The organism is Shinella sp. HY16, from assembly GCF_028534175.1.
In the GTDB taxonomy this organism is placed as follows: domain Bacteria; phylum Pseudomonadota; class Alphaproteobacteria; order Rhizobiales; family Rhizobiaceae; genus Shinella.
In genome coordinates, this window is the sequence record NZ_JAHYXL010000002.1 from 133,992 (window position 1) to 153,174 (window position 19,183).

Sequence of the window (19,183 nt, forward strand, 5' to 3'; positions counted from 1 at the left end):
CGTGGCCATCGTACCGCCTCGTGCTCGCGGCGTAGAGAAGCACAATATGCGCTGTTTAACGTTCGCGGTGTGCTGAAGCAGTTTCGGGCATGATGCGACCATCGGTCAAAATCTTTAAGTGGTATTACGGGTTGCATACTGAGCAGAATGTCGGGGAAGCGCGCTCGCCATTTGACCTTTCAACTAACTGCTCATTGCCGCAAGCGGCGCAACCCATAACATCATGAGACGGCAATTGCGTTTGCGAATTACATTCGCTGCAGCATAGCCCCGCCGCTGTTCCAACCCAGCCCCACCCGGGATGGTCGCACTGGGGACAGGCGGTCATTAGGCGTTTGACAAAGCGCTTGCCTAGCTTGGCAATGACGGACATGCGTCGAGGGTTCATGTGCGCTCGCATGTCTGTCTGGATGCGCGCCAAGCTGCAGGGTGATTGTGTAACGGCTGTTCTGACCGCCTCGCTCAAAGCCGCAGCATCTCTTATGCCCTTTGCGGTCACCACGTCTGTGCCGACGACACTCACGATTAAAGCATACTGAGGATACTCAATCGCGTTCAAAAATTTGTCCGCTTCGTTGACGTCTTCCACGTCAATATGGGCAAAATTCGGAGACTCATCGATGATCATATCGACGATCTCGACCCCGGATCGGATATCGAGCCATAAGATAAGCTCCCGACCGAGCGGAATGAATGGGTGTGGACTGTAGGAGCCTTCACTTGCGATGCCGATCGGCAGGCCGCTTAACGCGGCCGCCGCTTTTGCTTTTGCTCGAGCGGCGTCGAGTATGGTGCCCGCTCGCTTCACTTCGCTGGTGAAGGTTCCGAAGCTATCCGTGTTGAGATCGCGAGGAACCGCCAGATGAACATCTATATCGGCAAAGGAGGGCGAAAGCGCTGCCTCCTTTCCGTGCATGGTTCCAAGCGCAACCTGCCTTGGTAACTTGGAGTAAATTGATGACGAAAGGCTCGAATCCCTGGATTCTGCGTGGACGAGCGTGCATTGTTTGCGAGATAGATCAGAAATATTCATTTCAGCTGCTCCAAACGATCGCACTATTCTCCATAGCGCGCGAACTGGAGCTCTAAAAATTCATTGTTTCGATCTATTCATTCTTTTTAATGAATGGGTTTTCTGTAGTCGCTGCGGCTTTGAAGGGTTTTAGCAGAAATGATACGAGCGGATTTGGGAAACGACGTTTCACGGTTATGGCGTAAAATGTCTCGACCATGCCCGGAAGGGCGTCGTACTCGATGAGCTTGCCGGTCTCCAGTTCACCCTTGACAACGATAGGAGGAAGAACGGCAAGACCGGCTCCTTCCAGAGCGAGGACGCGCATCATCGCCATATCGTCCACTTCTGCAGCAATCTGAGGTGTGATTCCAAGTCGTGCTACGAGAGCGTCAAATTGCGAGCGAACCCCACTTTCGAGCGACGGAAGAACGACGGGGTGGTCGGTGAGGAGATCCACAAGGCTAGCACGAGATTTACTGTAAGGCATTTTGCCCACTAAGCTCACTCGCTGTTGATAGATTTGCTGGGTGACAAATGGTGTGACGGAATCCGTCATTGGGGCTTGATTCAGCAATACGATGTCAAGGCTCAGTGCCTCAAGCGCGCCAAGCAATTCGCTTGTACTACCCGAGCGCAGTATCATATCGACGTCTGGGCGCCCGAGGATCGGCCGCAAGAACTCAATCTGGAAATTGCGAGAGAGTGTCGCGAGCGAGCCTATCCGGATCGCACGGCGGGTCCTGCCGGTTTCCTTCAACGTCTCGACGAGTTCCTGACCTGAGGCGAAGATCGCGTCCGCATGATCGAGCGCGATACGCCCCGCTTCTGTTAGAAATAACTGCCGTCCGCGGCGCTCGAAAAGGGCATGGCCCAAGCGCCCTTCCAGCTGCTTTATCTGTGTGGAAAGAGCCGACTGAGAGAGGTTCAGCCGTTCAGCCGTACGCGTTAAATTTCCATCGTGTGCGACGGCACGAAAGTAGCGAAGGTGATGATAGTTCAACTCTGACATCATTCCAATTTATAGAACGATTTCGTGAAAACAATGAATTTTTTCCATCTCTAGCCGGGTGATAACAACGCCTCGTATCGACGCTTTGCCAAGTGTCGAATGTGCATGGAGACCTTTATGATCACGAGTCTTCCCTTAATAGCGCCGCTGATCCTTGCGGGTGCTTCCTTCTATTGTTTTACGGCGTCCAGCCTTCGGCCTCGTCTGGCCGTGCGCATAGCTGAATTAACGGCTCTTGCCTCGATTGTCGTTGCAATCCTGTCGGGCATCGTGCTCGCCTTGAATGGACCTGTAACAGGTCTGGCAATCGGGTACGATTACTTTGCATTCTCCTCGCGCCTCGATCTGGTCAGTGTCCTGATGCTGTTGCTCGTCTCATTCATTGGCTGGATAGTGCTGCGTTATGCTGGCAATTTCCTGGACGGAGAACGGCGCCAGGGCGCCTTCACAGGGTGGATGGCTGCGACCATCGCTGCCGTCCTCTTGATGGTTCAAGCAGGCACGTTTTTGCAACTTGTCATGGGGTGGATCACATCTAGTCTGCTGCTCCACAAACTTCTGCTTTTTTATCCGCAACGCCCCGCGGCGCAGCGTGCCGCGCGCAAGAAATTCATCATCTCACGCACTGGCGACGCGGCCCTTATTTGCGCTGCGGTCCTCTTGTCGATTGATTTTAAGACAGGCGATATCGCGACGATCCTTGCCATCGCGCGTGGCGGGGATGGCACGCCGCTGACGAGTGCTGCCGCAGCCTTTCTGGCGATCTCGGCCCTCCTCAAGTCAGCGCAGTTTCCGACCCATGGCTGGCTGACCGAAGTCATGGAGACGCCAACGCCGGTTTCCGCCCTGCTGCATGCCGGCGTTGTAAACGCCGGAGGCTTTCTGCTCATACGGCTTGCCGACGTTATGTTGCACGCTCCATTGGTGCTGGCCATATTGGTCATCGTGGGTGGGTTCACAGCGCTTTTCGGCAGCCTGGTCATGCTTACGCAATCTGCGGTGAAGACTTCACTGGCTTGGTCTACTGTGGCGCAGATGGGTTTCATGATCTTGCAATGCGGCCTTGCGCTTTTCCCCATCGCACTTCTCCACATCATCGCTCACTCCCTCTATAAAGCACACGCTTTTCTTTCTTGTGGCTGCGCCGTCGAAACGGTCTCTGCCATCCGGCGTCCAGGCCCGGTTACAATTCCAAACATAGGCGCGGTCGGTCGCGCTTTCCTTTTGGCCTTATTTATTTACGCTGTGTTTGGGGTGATCTTTGGAATCGTGGACAAACCGCCGCAGGCGATGGCTCTGGGCGCGATTCTCATATTCGGGGTAGCTTATCTCATTGCTCAAGGTCTAGCAGATGCCGCACCACGAGCGCTGACGTGGCGGACGACCCTTTATTCGATAGCGGCAGCCACAGCCTACTTCGCCCTGCAGTGGATATCAGATGATCTGCTGAACGGCACGTTGCCGACAGCACCGCAGCCCGGCCCACTCGAATGGACGCTTATGTTGCTCGCTGTCGCCACCTTTGGCTTGGTGGCGTTGGCTCAGTCTCTGTTCCCGCTATGGGCCTATCATCCGGCAGCGGCCGGCTTCAGGGTTCATCTTACCAATGGCCTCTATGTGAATGCGCTCTTCGACCGTCTGCTCGGCGGCTGGACTATTACACGATCGGTGTCACCGACGTCTGAATTCGTAAAGGAGTGAATCCATGGCCGATGTAGGTAAAGTCGAAACCTTGTATGGCGAAGCACTGGTGCGAGCAGCAAAGGAGGCGGTAGGGGCTGTTCCACCGGCCTGGCCGCTGACAACGTCCGTAGCCGTCAATCCCTTTCTCGGGCAGGTAAACGATCGCTTCGATCAGACGGCAGCGCGGCTCGCTCGGATTGGCGGCATACGGCTCGCACTACCCCGTAAGCACTATTCGGCCAAGATTGCCAATGGTGAGATCGCGGACGAAGATCTCATCGCCGCCCTTGACGCGAGTGTACTTTTTAATCGAATAGACTTGCGTGAACTTAAGATTGCCGCTGCCGCTGAGCCGCAGCATCTTGCGCCTTTGCCAACTATTTCAGAACTCGCGGCACAAGCCACGGGCACGGATTGGCCCTCACTAGTTTATGACCGCATCGGTTCTTTCGCGTCCGGCTTCTTCGATGAAGGGCAGGCCCTTTGGGCTGCATCCCGTCGCAATGGTCTCTATGCCGCTTGGCGGGAATTTGCTACCCACGATTTGACGACGGAAATCCACGGTCTAAAGAACTTTTGCTTCTATGTCACCGACGCGCCCGAAACCCCACAAGCAGCCATCGAACGAGCATCCGTTACGCTTGGTCTCGGCGCCGAGCCCGGTACTTATTTTCATCAGCTTCTGCTGACGCTTGGCGGATGGGTCCAGTTGGCACGACACATCCAATTCAAGGCAGAGTTGGAGGGCAGGGATGATACGACCGTGCTTGAATTGCTCGCTGTGCGGCTGATCTTCGAAGAGGCGCTCTACATTTGCCACAGGTCGGCCATCGATACGGAATGGGTAAAGGTGCGGCGGACCCATAGGGCGCCAGTCTCGGTAGAATTCGACACGGCGATCGACGGCATTCTCTTGTCAGCTGCCGAGCGCTCAGGCCAACGTAAGCTCGCCTGTACACTTGCCGAACCAAAGCCCGCCAATGTAACTGAAGTGCAGCCGGTGCTGCAGGCGGCATTCTGCATCGACGTGCGTTCTGAGGTTTTCCGGCGATCCCTCGAAAGCTTGGATCCAGGAATCCGCACGATAGGCTTTGCCGGTTTCTTCGGTCTCGGTATAAGTCATAAGGATTTCGCGTCCGACGTTCCCGAACAACGTCTGCCAGTTCTCCTGAACCCTTCCGTTTTCACTTGTAGCGCCGTGGATCAAAAAGGAGACACCGATGCGGGGGCACGGCTAAGCGCGCGCGCAACGCGTGCCTGGGGTCGATTCAAGCTCGCGGCGGTCTCCTCATTTGCCTTCGTTGAGGCGATGGGGCCGGTTTATGCTGGTAAACTCGTGCGCGATGGTCTCGGTTTCGGCAAAAGTAAGCGGGCAGACGTCGCCAAGCCGCACTTTAGCCCAAGCCTCGATTTGACTACGCGGGCAAGTATGGCCGAGATGGTGTTGGAGGCCATGTCGCTTACGGAGGGCTTTGGGCGCTGCGTACTTGTTGTTGGCCATGGTGCAAACGTGGTCAATAATCCCTACGCTAGCGCACTACATTGCGGAGCTTGTGGCGGGTATGCAGGTGACGTCAACGCGCGTTTGCTGGCGAGCCTGCTAAACGAGCAGCCAGTGCGTGAGAAGCTATCTATGAAAGGGATCAACATTCCTTCTAACACCATTTTCCTTGGTGCGCTGCACGACACGACGACTGACACTGTAACTCTATTCGATTATGATCTCGGAGATGGCATTGCACGCGGGGACATCGTTCGCATTCGTCATTGGCTCGCCGATGCCGGACTGTTAGCACGAGCCGAACGGTCGAAACGCCTGCCACGAGCGACGGCAGACAACGTGATCACGCGTAGTCAGGACTGGGCGGAAGTTTGGCCCGAGTTAGGACTTGCTGGCTGCCGAGCTTTCATCGCTGCACCGCGTTTCCGAACCTCCGGTCGGTCCTTGGATGGACAGGTCTTTCTCCATGATTACGTCTGGCGCAAGGATGAGGACTATAAAATTCTTGAGCTCATCCTGACCGCACCTGTTGTTGTCGCGAGCTGGATTAGTCTGCAATACTTTGGTTCGTCGGTCGCGCCGGCTCTCTTCGGGGCTGGCAACAAGTTGCTCCACAATGTCGTTGGCGGCATCGGAGTCGTCGAAGGCAACGGGGGCAATTTACGTGCGGGCCTTCCTTGGCAATCTGTGCATGATGGAGAAGGTTTCATTCACGAGCCTCTACGGCTGACGGTTGCCGTGGAAGCTCCGAGGGATGCGATCACCGCGATCTTGACGCAACATACCCAGGTTCGCGCACTGTTCGATAACGGCTGGCTAAATCTCTTTGCTCTTGACGAGAAAGGTCACATGGCGTGGCGCTACGCTAACGGCTTGATCTGGGAACCGTGTCAGCACATTGGGAACAATACCATGGCGCCCCGCGCGTGCGATACGAAAAGGGACTTAAGAAATATGATGAGGTGCTCTCCATTGGTGGCGGGTACTGGATGCGAGAACACCTCATCTACTGTTCATGTCCCAGTTAGCCCGGCTCCATCACTCGCTTTGCGTCCGCATCGAAGAATTCCGAAACCGCGAAAATATCCTTGTCACCACGGCCGCAGAGATTGAGGATGACAATGGCCTCCTTTGGCATGAGAGGAGCAATCTTTAGCGTAGCAGCCAATGCGTGCGACGGCTCGAGAGCTGGAATTATGCCTTCCTCCACCGCAAGAAGCCGGAACGCGCTCAGCGCCTCGGTGTCTGTGGCCGAGGTATATGAAACTCTGCCAGTTTCTTTCAACCAGGCGTGCTCTGGACCAACGCCGGGATAATCAAGCCCTGCCGAAATTGAATGACCCTCTCTAATTTGCCCGTCGTCATTTTGCAGAAGGTAGGTTCTATTTCCATGTAAAACGCCAGGCTGGCCCATTGACAACGATGCGCAGTGATCTCCGCTCTCTATACCACGGCCGCCGGCTTCCACGCCAAGCATCGATACTTCTGAGTCATCAAGGAAGGCATGAAACAGTCCGATTGAATTGGAGCCTCCACCTACAGCTGCCACCAGAAGATCCGGAAGTCTTCCCTCATATTCAACTATTTGCCGTCGCACTTCATGGCCGATGACAGCCTGGAGAGACCGAACCATTTCGGGATACGGATGGGGGCCAGCGACGGTCCCGATGAGATAATACGTGTCATCTATGTTCGAAACCCAATCGCGAAGCGCTTCGTTCATAGCGTCCTTCAGGGTTCCGTTCCCCGAAGTCACTGCATGAACTTCGGCCCCAAGAAGGCGCATCCTGAATACATTTGGCGCCTGCCGCTCTATGTCCTTTGATCCCATGTAAATTACACATTTGAGACCGAACCGTGCTGCAACTGTTGCAGTTGCAACGCCATGCTGTCCTGCGCCGGTTTCAGCAATGATGCGTTTCTTTCCCATTCGGAGCGCCATTAAGATTTGCCCGACGCAGTTGTTTATCTTATGGGAGCCAGTGTGGTTGAGTTCGTCGCGCTTTAAATAAATACGCGCACCACCTATCGAGGCAGACAAGCGCTCCGCCAGATACAAAGGGCTTGGCCGACCAACGTAGTGTCGACACAACAGCTCAAAGCGCGCCCAGAAGGACGAATCCGCTTTAGCTTCCTGCCATTTTGCATCCAGCTCCAGGAGGAGAGGCATCAGCGTCTCGGCTACGAACCGTCCGCCGAATGTACCGAAGAAACCATCCACGTCCGGCATTCGGGCTTTATATGTTTCCATGTCAATTTCTCCAATCGAACCATCTTACGATTCAACGCGCCATGTGGATCGCAAATCCGGAGAAATAAGCGTCGAAGCCAATCGCTTTGAGTCTCTGAGCACGACTTCGGATTGTTTGTAAAATGTGAGTGCAGTTGGAACCGCCTTATTTTCGCGGTTGCCTGCGGGCTATTTCTGCCCGCCCGGTGGCTATAGTGGCATGCTTGTTGTGCCGTGCATCCGGCATAACTGAAAGCAACTCGTTGCGCATATCGGGCGATAAGCGCACTACGTAGGTCGAGGGTATGCCCTATTATGGTTGCGCCAGTTCCGCCGCACCGCGCGCCAAGCCAGAAATAGCGTCACCAGCGCGATGTAGATCCATGGTTCCAGCCCCACGACCTTCACCGACATGGCGAAGTGCAGCGCTCCGGCTGCGGCGATGAAATAGACAAGCTTGTGCAGCTTCACCCCGCGCGGCCCGAGCCTGCGGATCGACCAGTTGTTGGAGGTCAGCGCCAGCGGAATGAGCATCACGAAGGCGGCCATGCCGATGGTGACGAAGGGGCGGCGGGCGATATCGGTGAGGATGGCGGAGAAAATCAGGTACTGATCGAACACCATATAGGTCAGGAAGTGCATCAGCACGTACCAGAAGGCGAGCAGCCCGAGCGCGCGGCGATAGCGGATCCAGTTAATCCCGGCGAGATCGCGCAGCGGTGTGATCGTCAGCGTCGCCACGAGGAAGCGCAGCGCCCACAGGCCGAGCAGGTGTTCGATCTCCTTCACGGGATTGCCCGGCAGGCGCCCCGTCGCCTCGAGCCAGAAGCCATAGGCGGCAGGCATGAGACCGGCGGCATAGAGCAGCCAGATCGAGGTCGCATGATATTTTCGGGGCAGGGCGGGGAGGCTGGCCATCAGTAGTTCGCCCGAAGGTCCATGCCGCTATAGAGGCTGGCGACATCCTCGGCATAGCCGTTGAAGGGCAGGGTCGGCCGACGGTTCGCGCCGAAGAAGCCGCCTTCGCCGATGCGGTTCTCGCTCGCCTGGCTCCAGCGTGGGTGGTCGACGTCAGGATTGACGTTGGCGTAGAAGCCGTACTCGTCCGGTGCGGAAAGGTTCCAGGTCGAGGATGGCTGCTTGTCGGTGAGGGTGATCTTCACGATCGACTTGATGCCCTTGAAGCCGTATTTCCAGGGAACGACCAGGCGGATGGGCGCGCCGTTTTGGTTCGGCAGCGTCTTGCCATAGACGCCGACGGCGAGGATCGCCAGCGGATGGCGGGCCTCGTCGAGCCGCAGGCCCTCGACATAGGGCCAGGGCAGCGACTGGAAGTAGCCCGATTGCCCCGGCATTTCCTCCGGCCGTACGACCGTTTCGAACGCGACATATTTCGCGTCACCCAGCGGCTCCACCTTGTCGAGCAGGGCCGAAAGCGGAAAGCCCACCCAAGGAACGACCATTGACCAAGCCTCGACGCAGCGCATGCGATAGACCCGGTCCTCCAGCGGCATCGCCAGCAGCTGCTCGAGGCCGAATTCCTTCGGCTTGCCGACCAAGCCGTCCACCTTGACCGTCCATGGCGTTGCTTTGAAATTTTCGGAGTTTGCTGCCGGATCGCCCTTTCCCAGACCGAATTCATAGAAATTGTTGTAGCTGGTGACGTCCTTTTCGGGCGTCAGGGTCTCGTCAACCATGTAGCGGGTCTTCGACGCCTTCAGGGCTTCGGCGAAGGCTGGTGTGCCGACAGCCGCGATCGCGCCGCCGGCGGAAGCGGCCAGAAACGAGCGACGACTGAAGAAACAGCTTTGCGGGGTGATTTCCGAGGCTGCGATTCGTGGCGGGCGATAGAGGAACATTGTGCTTACCCTTGTTGTTCGTGCATGTTTGCTAATTCCTCAGCCGCAGAGTTTGAAATCAAGAGACGACTACAGCGAGCAAATTTTCGTGTCGGGGCCGTGATGGGCACGCGATCGTTTACGTCCGTCTTGCCGCTTAGACCGAAAGAAGCAGAGCGATACTGGGTCTATTCAAGAGGAATTCCCAGCAGGCAGTATCGTAAGACCTACTACGGCGCCTTGGGGTTCACCCAACCGGAAAGCTCCCGCCTAACGATCTTCTCCAGCACTTTCATGCCTTCCGGCGAATCGTTCAGGCAGGGGATGTGCGCGAACTTCTCGCCGCCGTTGTGCAGGAAGCTTTCGGCAGCCTCCTCTGCGATCTCTTCCAGTGTTTCCAGGCAGTCGGAAACGAACCCCGGATTAAGCACGGCGATACGCTTGACACCTTCGTGTGCCAGCTTTTCAACTGTCTTGTCGGTATAGGGCTGCAACCATTCCTCCGGCCCGAAGCGGGACTGGAAGGTGACGACCAGCCTGTCGCTCGACCAGCCCAAGCGTTCGCGCAGCAGGCGTGCGGTCTTCTGGCATTGGCAATAGTAAGGGTCGCCCTTCTCGAAATAGCTCTTCGGAATGCCGTGGAAGGAGGTAAGTACCTTTTCCGGTTCCCAGTCGAGCGTTGCGAGATGTTTTTCGATGGAGACGGCGAGCGCGTCGATATAGGTCGGGTCGTCGTGATAGGGCGGCACGGTGCGCAGCGCCGGCTGCCAGCGCATCTTCAGCAGCGTCTCGAAGGCCTTGTCGTTGACGGTGGCCGTGGTGGCGGCGGCATATTGCGGATAAAGCGGGAAGACGAGGATGCGTTCGCAGCCAGCCTTCTGCAGCGCGTCCATGCGCGATGCGATAGACGGCTGGCCGTAGCGCATGGCCCAGTCTACGATGACGTTGGCATGGTCCTTGAGGGCTCCGGCCATCAGTTCGGCCTGGCTGCGGGTATAGGTGCGCAGGAAGCTCTCGTTCTTTTCCTTGTTCCAGATCGTCTCATAGGCCTTGCCCACCTTGCCGGGGCGGGTGTTGAGCACGATGCCGAAGAGGATGGGATACCAGGCGATCCTCGGCCACTCGATGACACGCTTGTCCATCAGGAATTCCTTCAGGTAGCGGCGCATCGAGGTGTAGTCGGTGCCATCTGGCGTGCCAAGATTGACGAGCAGGACGCCGACCTTGCCGTGTTTGACGGGCGGATGGCTGTGTTCGATTTTTGCAGATGTCATTCGCATTCTTTGTGATGCCGATTTCAGTTACCAGGAAGCACGGGGAGAAACGCGGCAGTTTCCCGCCTCGAACGAGTTGGGTCGGCAGGCCGTTGGAGTACATACAGGCCGACATCTATGGTTCCGGCCTTAAAACCAGCCGCGCAGTAACAAAGATAATAGTCCCACAACCGGTGGAACTGTTCGGAGTAACCTAATGCGCTAATCCTGGGCCAAGCAGCATGGAAGCGTCGCCGCCATTCGAGGAGCGTTCGAGCATAATCCAATCCAAAATACTCGGATTGCACCAATTGAAGTCCTGCGCGCGCGGCCTGCTCCTGAATTATGCCTTTGGTCGGAAGCATGCCGCCAGGGAAGACATGTCGCTGAATGAAATCTGCCCCGCCTCGATATGCGGCAAAACGGCTCTCGTCGATCGTGATGACCTGAAGCACGGCGCGTCCGCCCGCGCGAAGCCTTTGCTGCAGAGTCTTGAAAAACAGCGGCCAATAGGCCTCTCCAACCGCTTCCAGCATCTCGATGGACACGATCCGGTCAAAGCTTCCCGTGACATCCCTATAGTCTTTCAACTGCAGGCGGACCGCTTCCTGCAGGCCGTTGGCCCGGATGCACTCCGTCGCATGGTCCAGTTGCGCTGAGGATAGCGTTACACCATCCACCGTGGCGCCCGCATGTGCGAGACTTGCTGCGAGTGCGCCCCAACCGAAACCGATCTCCAGAATTTGCTCGCCTCCCTTGATCGACAGGAGCTGTTTGACCCGCTCTATCTTTGCCCTTTGGGCCTCCTCCAGGCTGAGGGCCGGTTCCGTGTAGAGCGCTGAGGAATAGGTCATGCTCGGGTCGAGCCACTCCCTGTAGAAGGCATTGCCGAGGTCGTAATGATAGGCGATGTTCTTCCGGCTGCCGGTCTTGTTGTTCGCGCGCAGCGCATGGCGGAACCGGTGCAGCAGCCTGACCGCTAGGTGGCCTGAAATCTTTCCGTCAAGCATATCGATGTTGCGTGCGGCCAATTCCAGGCAGGCTTCCAGGTCTGGCGTCGACCAGTCCCCATCGATATAGGCTTCCGCGAAGCCGAGATCACCGCCTGTCGCGAGCCGGCGGACGGCCCGCCATCTGTGAATATTGATCGCCGCCGAAGGCCCCGGACGTGTGCCGATATGTTCACTACGTTCGCCTGAGGGCAGGACAACTGTGATTTTCCCGATATCGACAGATGCGATGACGGCGTTCATTGCGCGCGCGAAAAGTCCGATCCTCGCTCTGTTTTCGCCAAGACCACGCCTGAATATTCTTGCTAATGCGACCACGATGTCTTCCTGAAAAAATCGATAAAATTATAGGTGCGGGCGCTTCGGACGCCGTGCGCTCAAAGCCGTTTCACACCGTGTCTGTGTAACTTGCCGTTTCCGGCGGTGGCGGACTTGTGCGGAAGCGTGCGCCTTTCAGCCAAAGCTTGAAGGCTTCCCAATGGATACCGGCCATCACCTTCATCGTCATGAAGGGGAAACGGATCAGGCAGCGCGCCAGCATGCCGTCCGTCAGGGGCGCCGCGTTCGCATTGAACGTGGCGGCCATGACCGGCTCTTTGCCTGCGGTTTCATGAATTCGCAGCCGGACAGTCCGGCCGGGCGGGAGGATGCGGAAGTGGTAGCGCAGCCCCATGTCCATGAAGGGGGAAACATGAAAGACCTTCGTTCGCGTCTGCCGAATGCCGGCGGCGCTGATGTCGCCCGCAAGGACCGGTGCCACGTAGCTGTGGCGTTCGCCGAAGGTGTTCCTGACTGCATAGATGATGGCAATCAGCCGGTCTTCGTCATCATAGGCGAAATAGGTCGAGAGCGGGTTGAAGACATAACCGAACATGCGCGGGTAGGCGAGCAGCAGGATACGGGCCGCGGGCCTTTCGAGACCGGCGCGCGCCAGCAGGCGGTCGGCGAACTGTCGCAGCGTCTCACCGTTCTCTTCGATGTGATCGCGTTCGTGGAACGACAGGATTCCCGCGCGGTTGACGGCAAGGAGGCGGGTCAGTCCGGCAAGATCGACAAGCCGGTCGACATCGACCAGAAGGGAAAAGACACTATAGCTGAAGCGATGGCCGAAGGGATGGAGCCTCTGATGCATCACCTTTCCGGGGTAAAGCGTGCCGGCCGCAGAGGGCGGCGGGCCGTTGTCAGCCATGCTGTTGACCCGAATCTGCTTCATGCCTTGCTTTTTCCGTTCATCATCGGGCTGGCTGCCAACGCACGTTCTTGCAAAGCACGCCGCCGAGAATACAGCCACGCGTTAGAAGCGAATTGTCGGAAACCTGCACCGTGATCGAATAGGTCCGCTCGCGTTTCTCATCAAAGGCAGTTCCTGATAATGTATCCGGCGATTTGGGTTGAAGCGACATGATCAGGCGGTCGCCGGCTTTTTCGCCCTTGCTGGTATCCTTGATCCAGAGATTGGTGGCACAGATATTGCGTCCGCATGGCGCGATGCGCACGCGCGCATTCCCGTCATCGCGCAGCCACACACCGCTCGGATCGGCCGATTGCTGCGCGTGGGATGCCGCGGCAGTCAGCATCAGGGCGGAAAATGCAGTCAGAACGGCTATCCTCATCGGTCCATCCTCGTTGCTTTTCCTTGAATACGCACGCGCGGGCGGATCGGTTCACCCGAGGTGATCCGCCAGAGCGACGAAGGCGTAGAAATGTCGACGAACGTAATGGGAGACATCGGTATGAAAACCATCGTCATCGCCTATCTGGCGACGGGCATCGCCTTTCTGATCGTCGATGCCATCTGGCTTTCGACGATGGCCGATATGCTTTATAGGCCGCTCTTGGGCGACAAACTGGCGCCGCAGTTTCATCTGGCGCCGGCCGTTGTCTTCTATCTGATTTACGTTGCCGGCATCGTATTTTTCGCCGTGATGCCCGCGCTCGACGGGGGAGGACTCGGCAAGGCTGCGCTGAATGGTGCGATCCTCGGCCTGGTGGCCTACGCGACGTATGACCTCACCAACCAGGCGACGCTTAAGGACTGGCCGCTTTCCGTTACGCTCGCCGACATTCCTTGGGGAGCCTTCGTCACGGCGACCGGCGCCTCAGCCGGCTTTCTCGTGGCGAGCCGTATCGGCTGACCGTTCCGCCTCAGCCAGAATCCCTGAGAACAGTATGGCGACGAAGGCGGTGAGCATGCCGGCGCTCATTACGTTTAACCGCGCCAGGGCGGCGTATTGCGCCGCATTGTACTGCGTGAGCGGGAGAGCATAGACATCGTGCAATAGAAGGAAAACGCCGAAGGCGAGCGCGGTAATCGCGAGGGCGACGACACGTTCCCGCGGGCGAAACAGCAGAAGCGCGATTATCCCGCACGGAACGAGGAAGATTTCGACTGCCGAGGCGGTGCCGAAGAGCCACGCCGAAAGCACGGTATTGCCGATCCCCGTCAGCGGCAGCAGAGCCCGCCCTGCCACGTCATTCCGGCGCGCCACGGCCGGCACGGCGAGAAAGAACGGTGTCGACAGGAACGTGAACCAGGCGGCGGTGATGTCGGCACTCACCAACCAGAAGAGATAGAGCGGGTAAAAGGGCTGATTCGACGCGACCAGCAAGGAAATCACGTTCGCCGCAGCGACACGCGGGTCGCGATGGTGTGCGTAGGCCCGCACCATCGCGGTGAGGTGTTTCAGAAAGAAGATCACCGGCCCGCGCCGACGGGGCTGAGGCGATAGTGGCTTACGCCCCATTCTTCTCCACCGGCATGGCCGAAGAGCCCGGCCGTGGCGAGGAAAAACATTCGCCAGCGCCGCATCCAGACGGATGCGTCCTTGCCGTAGGTTGCCTCGAAGATGGCGCGGACCGCGTCACGGTTTCGGTCGAAATTGTCGAGCCAGTCCAGCGCGGTGCGCTCGTAGTGCTTGCCGTTCCAACGCCAGTCCCGTTCGACGGTGAAACTGTCGTCGAACGCGCGAACCAGTCCATGGCTGGGCATGACGCCGCCGGTAAAGAAATACTGCGCAATCCAGTCCGCCTTGTCTGCATGGTCGAAGCGATAGGCCGTCTTGCGATGCGAGAAGACATGCAGGAAAAGCCGCCCGTCGTCTCGGATCCAGCTGCGTGCACGCTGGAGCAGGCAATGCCAGTTGGACATGTGTTCGAACATTTCCACCGACACGATGCGGTCGAAGGTGCCGTCCGGTGAGAATGTGTTCATGTCCGCGGTGATCACGGTCAGATTGCGAAGGCCGCGGCGTTTGGCTTCCGCCTCGATATAGGTCCGCTGCGAGGATGAATTCGAAACGGAGACGATGCGACCGGACGGAAAGCGCTCTGCCATGAACAGCGAGAGGGATCCCCATCCGCAGCCGAGCTCGAGAATATCCTGCCCGTCTGCGAGGTCCGCGTGAAGGCACGTCTCCTCCAGAGCCGCGATTTCCGCCTCTGCGAGCGTCGTGGCGGGCGAGGCATAGAGGCAGGATGAATATTTACGGCGCGGGCCGAGCACCAGCGAGAAGAATGCCGCGGGAAGCTCATAGTGCTGGGCATTGGCGTCATCCGTGTGCACGGCGATGGGCCATTCGCTCATGGAACGCGCAAAGTCCTGGTCCGTCGGACCGGTCCCCTCCGCCAGCAGTCGGCGCGTGCGGCCAACGAGCCGGCTGATGCCGAACCGCAGGGCATGATCGGGTAACGGCAGCCGCTCGGCGGCGGTGATGGCGGTCTCGGCAAGGTTCATGTGGTCTGCTCCCGTTTTTGCGCGCCCGGCCAGAAGGCGTTGACGCGCCTGGCATAGGCGGTGAAGGCAGCGCCACGTGAACGCATCATGTGCGCCTCAAGCGGCGGAATCCCTGAAACGTGCACCAGCAGCCAGTACATCAGGGCAGGGCCTGCAAGCGCCAGCCAGCCCCAGCCCCAGTCGCCGGCAGGGCCGATAGCCACGACTGCATAACCAACCCATCCGAGCCACTGGAAGAAATAGTTGGGATGTCGCGACAGGCCCCAAAGACCGACATCGCAGACCTTGCCCCCATTGGTGTCGTCGCTGCGAAACCGTGCCAGCTGCGCATCGGCAATGCCTTCCCCGACGACGGCGATGACGATGATCGCGATGCCGGCAATATCGCTCCACTGCCAGCCCATGGCCGGGTTGCGTGCTGCGGTGAAGATCGTGGTGGTCAGGAGAAGCGCGGCGGCGGCCTGGATTTGCAGAAACAGGAAGAGACGCCCGCGCCAGCGCTCGCCCCATTCCTCCTGAAGTTTCGTGTATCGAGGATCCGCACCGCCTTTGAGCGTGCGCCGCAGGATATGCAGGCCGAGACGACAAGACCAGAGCGCGGCCACCGCTGCCATGAGAAGCCGTCGCTGCCCATCGCTCTGCCAGTCCGAAACCGGAACAAGCGCGGCAGCCACACCCGCCCCGCCCACGAGAAAGGACCAGACGGTATCGACCCAGCCGGATCCCGCCCCCTTCACGACCGCGAGCCAAACGGCTGCCATGCCCAGCGAGATAGCAGCGGCCAGAAAAAGGAAGAGCGCCACCGCAGGCATGGTTCAAATCCCGAAGATCGGCTGCAGCATGCGGCCGATGACACTGTTGAAGCGCATTTTACCCTCCATAGCGGCAAGGCAAATACAATCATCGCCATTATCGACGACCGGTTGATGATCAACGTCTTCGTCCATTTCCGCGAGATCACCTGGACCGAATGTTCCGAAACGATCGGTGTATGAACCCGATACGATATAGGTGAACTCGGTGCCGACATGTCCGTGGTCTGGAAGGGCGCGGCCGGGGCCAACCTTGAGTAGGATAAGATTGGCATCGGGATCCTGTGGCACGCCGACCCGGCTCATCTTCATACCAGGGCCGATCCAGCGCCAGCGCCCGATATCGCAGCCGCGCAAAGCGTCCGGCAGGCGAATGCCATCAATCTCCACCGGCGCCCGCGGCGGCGGTGTGAAGGGGGCGGCGGCGTCCTCATCGTCCAGCATGGCAAGTACGTCGCTCAATGCGGTTGCCGACATTTGCGTCGCTTCCGTTTCTTCCAGAAGCGCGCCCCCCAGCGCTTCATATTCGCCGACGCGGGCGCGACAGGCCGGGCAGCTTGCCAAATGCGCCCTGACGACGATGGCGGGCGCGGGGGCAAGCGTGCCGGCGGCGTAGCGCATCAGGGTCTCGTCGGTTGCGTGATGTGTGGTGGTCATGATTTGTCTTCCAGCAGCCCGCGAAGCCGGTTCATGGCCAGGCGTGTTCTAGATTTCACGGTGCCGAGCGGGATGCCCAGCTCATCGGCGATTTCAGTCTGCGATTTCTCGCTGAAATACGAGAGGCGGATGATCGTCTGTTGCTCGGGCGAGAGCGCGGTTAGCGCGTCGCGCACCGCCGCATCCCGCTCGGCGCCGAGCATTCCGTCCTCGACCGTATCGGCTGCGTTTTCAGGATCTGGCGGCAGAGCCGAGGGGTCCTTCTGCCGTCGCAAGTGATCAATGCGAATGTTGCGCGCGACCGTGAAGATCCAGGTCGCGACCCCGGCGCGTTCGGCATCAAAATACGATGCCTTGCGCCAGACGGTCAGCATTGTCTCCTGAACGAGATCCTCCGCGGCTGCGGACGACATTGTCCAGCGCAGGAAGAAGGTCTTCAGCTTCGGCCCGAAGTAGCGGAAAAGAAGGGCGAAAGCCTGACGATCCCGATCTTGCGCGACCTTCAGCATCAACTCAACAAGTGCACCGGGCGAGGGGGGCTGTTGTGTGTCCCTTGAACTCACCACGGCAAGCCGCCGGCCTGTCGGCGCACCTGGTTTGCGATCAATCTGTATCGGGCTCGAAACTTCATTCATGCGTCCTTCTACGCGGCATTTTCGTCAGCGGATCACACGCCACGAAATCGGTCCTTCGCAGTGATCCGTCAGATTCCTACGCTCGTAAAGGATACAGATAGTTGTCCAGAGTTCGAAAGCCGCAAAAGGATCGTCATGCGCCATTTTCCTCAATCGGATCGGCCACTCAAAATCGCGGTCGTCGGCACAGGCATCGCCGGTCTTTCAGCGGCCTGGTTGTTGTCGCAGCGTCACGATGTGACGGTTTTCGAGGCGGACAACCGTATCGGCGGCCACTCTCACACCGTGGATGCAGGTGGCGCTCCAGTCGATACCGGCTTCATCGTCTATAACGAAGCGACCTATCCAAACCTCACGGCCCTGTTTGCGCATCTCGACGTACCAACCAGGGCCTCGGACATGTCTTTCGCCGTGTCGATGGACGGTGGTAAGCTGGAATATGCTGGCACGAACCTTGCCGGACTTTTCGCGCAGCGCAGCAACCTTGCCAGCCCGCGCTTCTGGTCGATGCTGCGAGACCTCGTGCGTTTCTACCGTCAGGCGCCAAACGGCGTGCGCGATCTCGATCCTTCCGCTAGCCTCAACGACTATCTCGATAGCGCCGGCTTCGGGCGGGCGTTTCGCGAAGACCACCTTTATCCGATGGCTGCTGCGATCTGGTCGACACCGGCACTTGAGATCGGCAATTATCCGGCGCTTTCCTTCGTGCGCTTCTGCGAGAACCACGGCTTGCTGAAATTCATGCGCCGACCAATCTGGCGAACGGTTGATGGCGGAAGCCGCGCCTATGTCGAGCGTCTTACGGCGCCATTCCGCGACAGGATCCGGATAAATGCGTCGGTGAAGTCAATCCGCCGCGTCAACGGCGCGGTTGAGATTTCCGTGGGCGGCGCCGAGGCCGAATGGTTCGATCACGTCGTGATCGGCGCCCATGCCGACCAGGCGCTGGCGATGCTTGCCGACCGCTCGCCACGCGAAGCCGAGCTGCTGAGCGCGTTCACCTATGGCGACAACGAGACGGTCCTTCACCGCGATGAAACCTTGATGCCAAGCCGCAGGCGTGTCTGGGCAAGCTGGAATTACCTCGCGCAATCCGGACGTGACCGCACGGCGGTGGGCAAGCCCTGCGTCACCTACTGGATGAACCGGCTGCAGGGGATTTCCGATCCTCGTCCCTGTTTCGTCACGCTTAGCCCCTTGCACGCTCCTGCCGAAGACAAGGTGATCTGGCGTGGACTTTACCAGCATCCTCTCTTCAACGCCGCAACGCTTGCTGCGCAAAAGCAACTATGGTCGCTTCAGGGTGAAGCCAATACGTGGTTCTGCGGATCCTATTTCGGTTCCGGCTTCCACGAGGATGCCATTCAGGCGGGTCTGGCCGTTGGCGAAACCTTGGGAGGAAATATGCGGCCATGGTCCGTCGAGGGCGAATCCGATCGAATATTCCGAATCCTGCAGGGCGCTCGATTGCGTGCGCCTTCAGATTCTCCTGAAGTTCTCGATGCTTCCTGCCCACCAGTCTGATACCACGTCCCCAGAGTGAAAGGATCTTCCCTCGCGCAGGTCCTGCGACGATCCCCTTTATGTGATGGGAATACATGGGACACAGTGAAGGCGGTTTGCGCTTCGGGATCGAACCCGAGCCGACCATGAGAAGCTCGAAGCCGCGATAGGCGCATTTGAGAACCTTGCGGCGTATCGGCGCTATGGGACCTTCCTCGGCAGATTTCGCTTCGCGATGGATCGTGTCTTGCACGATGTCGTCTGGCCACGGGATTGGTCCTGGCGTCCGACCGCTGTGTCCGAT

General features: G+C 58.5%; 18 protein-coding genes. 4 read left to right on the forward strand and 14 right to left on the reverse strand.

Annotated elements, in window-relative coordinates; all coding sequences use genetic code 11:
- Positions 1-124 precede the first annotated feature (124 nt).
- Together K0P03_RS20765 and K0P03_RS20770 are read right to left on the reverse strand one after the other, a co-directional pair.
- Positions 125-1,033 carry a DUF6671 family protein gene (locus K0P03_RS20765; RefSeq protein ID WP_272790542.1) on the reverse strand — a complete coding sequence of 303 codons (909 nt, stop codon included), beginning with the start codon at positions 1,031-1,033 and terminating at the stop codon, positions 125-127.
- Between the two features lie 73 nt (positions 1,034-1,106).
- Complete coding sequence (locus tag K0P03_RS20770) at positions 1,107-2,024, reverse strand: LysR family transcriptional regulator (RefSeq protein WP_130521385.1); 918 nt, start codon at positions 2,022-2,024, stop codon at positions 1,107-1,109.
- A 117-nt stretch (positions 2,025-2,141) separates the two neighbouring features.
- Here K0P03_RS20770 and K0P03_RS20775 point away from each other — a divergent pair, with 117 nt between their 5' ends.
- Together K0P03_RS20775 and K0P03_RS20780 are read left to right on the forward strand one after the other, a co-directional pair.
- The gene (locus K0P03_RS20775) at positions 2,142-3,725 is read left to right on the forward strand and encodes a proton-conducting transporter transmembrane domain-containing protein (protein ID WP_130521381.1); all 1,584 of its coding nucleotides are present in this window, start codon (positions 2,142-2,144) and stop codon (positions 3,723-3,725) included.
- Positions 3,726-3,729: 4 nt separating this feature from the next.
- Positions 3,730-6,321 carry a YbcC family protein gene (locus K0P03_RS20780; protein WP_130521379.1) on the forward strand — a complete coding sequence of 864 codons (2,592 nt, stop codon included), beginning with the start codon at positions 3,730-3,732 and terminating at the stop codon, positions 6,319-6,321.
- Here K0P03_RS20780 and trpB read toward each other — a convergent pair.
- The 7 genes from trpB to K0P03_RS20815 form a co-directional block, all read right to left on the reverse strand.
- Positions 6,233-7,459, reverse strand: a complete 1,227-nt coding sequence (trpB, locus tag K0P03_RS20785; RefSeq protein WP_272790543.1) for a tryptophan synthase subunit beta — start codon at positions 7,457-7,459, stop codon at positions 6,233-6,235. The two genes, K0P03_RS20780 and trpB, sit on opposite strands and share 89 nt — an antisense overlap.
- A 267-nt stretch (positions 7,460-7,726) precedes the next feature.
- Entirely contained in the window at positions 7,727-8,356 is a 630-nt protein-coding gene (gene msrQ / locus K0P03_RS20790) for a protein-methionine-sulfoxide reductase heme-binding subunit MsrQ (RefSeq protein WP_272790544.1), read from the reverse strand.
- Positions 8,356-9,297: a protein-methionine-sulfoxide reductase catalytic subunit MsrP gene (msrP, locus tag K0P03_RS20795; protein ID WP_130521559.1), complete on the reverse strand. Its 942-nt coding sequence runs from the start codon at positions 9,295-9,297 to the stop codon at positions 8,356-8,358. Before msrP ends, msrQ begins: the two co-directional genes overlap by 1 nt.
- Before the next feature lie 209 nt (positions 9,298-9,506).
- Entirely contained in the window at positions 9,507-10,550 is a 1,044-nt protein-coding gene (gene hemH / locus K0P03_RS20800) for a ferrochelatase (protein WP_130520237.1), read from the reverse strand.
- A gap of 23 nt (positions 10,551-10,573) precedes the next feature.
- The gene (locus tag K0P03_RS20805) at positions 10,574-11,857 is read right to left on the reverse strand and encodes an SAM-dependent methyltransferase (RefSeq protein ID WP_130520239.1); all 1,284 of its coding nucleotides are present in this window, start codon (positions 11,855-11,857) and stop codon (positions 10,574-10,576) included.
- 70 nt (positions 11,858-11,927) lie between these two features.
- Positions 11,928-12,752, reverse strand: coding sequence for a DUF1365 domain-containing protein (locus K0P03_RS20810; RefSeq protein ID WP_130520241.1), 825 nt, complete (start codon positions 12,750-12,752; stop codon positions 11,928-11,930).
- A 19-nt stretch (positions 12,753-12,771) separates the two neighbouring features.
- Positions 12,772-13,152, reverse strand: coding sequence for a DUF2147 domain-containing protein (locus tag K0P03_RS20815; protein WP_130520243.1), 381 nt, complete (start codon positions 13,150-13,152; stop codon positions 12,772-12,774).
- 120 nt (positions 13,153-13,272) lie between these two features.
- Here K0P03_RS20815 and K0P03_RS20820 point away from each other — a divergent pair, with 120 nt between their 5' ends.
- Positions 13,273-13,674: a DUF2177 family protein gene (locus K0P03_RS20820; RefSeq protein ID WP_130520244.1), complete on the forward strand. Its 402-nt coding sequence runs from the start codon at positions 13,273-13,275 to the stop codon at positions 13,672-13,674.
- On the opposite strand, the gene K0P03_RS20825 is transcribed toward K0P03_RS20820, so the two are convergent.
- The 5 genes from K0P03_RS20825 to K0P03_RS20845 are packed head-to-tail and all read right to left on the reverse strand — an operon-like array spanning position 13,639 to position 17,376.
- Positions 13,639-14,238, reverse strand: a complete 600-nt coding sequence (locus tag K0P03_RS20825; protein ID WP_245462384.1) for a hypothetical protein — start codon at positions 14,236-14,238, stop codon at positions 13,639-13,641. The two genes, K0P03_RS20820 and K0P03_RS20825, sit on opposite strands and share 36 nt — an antisense overlap.
- A complete protein-coding gene (locus K0P03_RS20830; RefSeq protein ID WP_130520246.1) occupies positions 14,235-15,272 on the reverse strand; it encodes an SAM-dependent methyltransferase in 1,038 nt (345 codons plus the stop codon). The genes K0P03_RS20825 and K0P03_RS20830 overlap by 4 nt, the downstream gene beginning before the upstream one ends.
- On the reverse strand, positions 15,269-16,084 hold the full coding sequence (locus tag K0P03_RS20835) for a DUF1295 domain-containing protein (RefSeq protein ID WP_272790545.1): 816 nt from the start codon (positions 16,082-16,084) through the stop codon (positions 15,269-15,271). Before K0P03_RS20835 ends, K0P03_RS20830 begins: the two co-directional genes overlap by 4 nt.
- 3 nt (positions 16,085-16,087) lie before the next feature.
- Complete coding sequence (locus K0P03_RS20840; RefSeq protein WP_272790546.1) at positions 16,088-16,741, reverse strand: ChrR family anti-sigma-E factor; 654 nt, start codon at positions 16,739-16,741, stop codon at positions 16,088-16,090.
- A complete protein-coding gene (locus K0P03_RS20845) occupies positions 16,738-17,376 on the reverse strand; it encodes a sigma-70 family RNA polymerase sigma factor (RefSeq protein WP_130520252.1) in 639 nt (212 codons plus the stop codon). Before K0P03_RS20845 ends, K0P03_RS20840 begins: the two co-directional genes overlap by 4 nt.
- 135 nt (positions 17,377-17,511) lie before the next feature.
- Between K0P03_RS20845 and K0P03_RS20850 the strand changes: the two genes are divergently transcribed.
- A complete protein-coding gene (locus K0P03_RS20850) occupies positions 17,512-18,900 on the forward strand; it encodes an NAD(P)/FAD-dependent oxidoreductase (RefSeq protein WP_272790547.1) in 1,389 nt (462 codons plus the stop codon).
- Positions 18,901-19,183 lie beyond the last annotated feature (283 nt).

Bases quoted from the DNA above. Each gene is read 5' to 3' on its own strand.
- K0P03_RS20815 (WP_130520243.1), bottom strand. From the start codon at position 13,152: ATGAGGATAGCCGTTCTGACTGCATTTTCCGCCCTGATGCTGACTGCC.
- K0P03_RS20830 (WP_130520246.1), bottom strand. From the start codon at position 15,272: ATGAACCTTGCCGAGACCGCCATCACCGCCGCCGAGCGGCTGCCGTTA.
- K0P03_RS20845 (WP_130520252.1), bottom strand. From the start codon at position 17,376: ATGAATGAAGTTTCGAGCCCGATACAGATTGATCGCAAACCAGGTGCG.
- K0P03_RS20770 (WP_130521385.1), bottom strand. From the start codon at position 2,024: ATGTCAGAGTTGAACTATCATCACCTTCGCTACTTTCGTGCCGTCGCA.
- hemH (WP_130520237.1), bottom strand. From the start codon at position 10,550: ATGACATCTGCAAAAATCGAACACAGCCATCCGCCCGTCAAACACGGC.
- K0P03_RS20850 (WP_272790547.1), top strand. From the start codon at position 17,512: ATGCGCCATTTTCCTCAATCGGATCGGCCACTCAAAATCGCGGTCGTC.
- msrP (WP_130521559.1), bottom strand. From the start codon at position 9,297: ATGTTCCTCTATCGCCCGCCACGAATCGCAGCCTCGGAAATCACCCCG.
- K0P03_RS20780 (WP_130521379.1), top strand. From the start codon at position 3,730: ATGGCCGATGTAGGTAAAGTCGAAACCTTGTATGGCGAAGCACTGGTG.
- K0P03_RS20820 (WP_130520244.1), top strand. From the start codon at position 13,273: ATGAAAACCATCGTCATCGCCTATCTGGCGACGGGCATCGCCTTTCTG.
- K0P03_RS20775 (WP_130521381.1), top strand. From the start codon at position 2,142: ATGATCACGAGTCTTCCCTTAATAGCGCCGCTGATCCTTGCGGGTGCT.
- K0P03_RS20810 (WP_130520241.1), bottom strand. From the start codon at position 12,752: ATGAAGCAGATTCGGGTCAACAGCATGGCTGACAACGGCCCGCCGCCC.
- K0P03_RS20835 (WP_272790545.1), bottom strand. From the start codon at position 16,084: ATGCCTGCGGTGGCGCTCTTCCTTTTTCTGGCCGCTGCTATCTCGCTG.
- trpB (WP_272790543.1), bottom strand. From the start codon at position 7,459: ATGGAAACATATAAAGCCCGAATGCCGGACGTGGATGGTTTCTTCGGT.
- msrQ (WP_272790544.1), bottom strand. From the start codon at position 8,356: ATGGCCAGCCTCCCCGCCCTGCCCCGAAAATATCATGCGACCTCGATC.
- K0P03_RS20765 (WP_272790542.1), bottom strand. From the start codon at position 1,033: ATGAATATTTCTGATCTATCTCGCAAACAATGCACGCTCGTCCACGCA.
- K0P03_RS20840 (WP_272790546.1), bottom strand. From the start codon at position 16,741: ATGACCACCACACATCACGCAACCGACGAGACCCTGATGCGCTACGCC.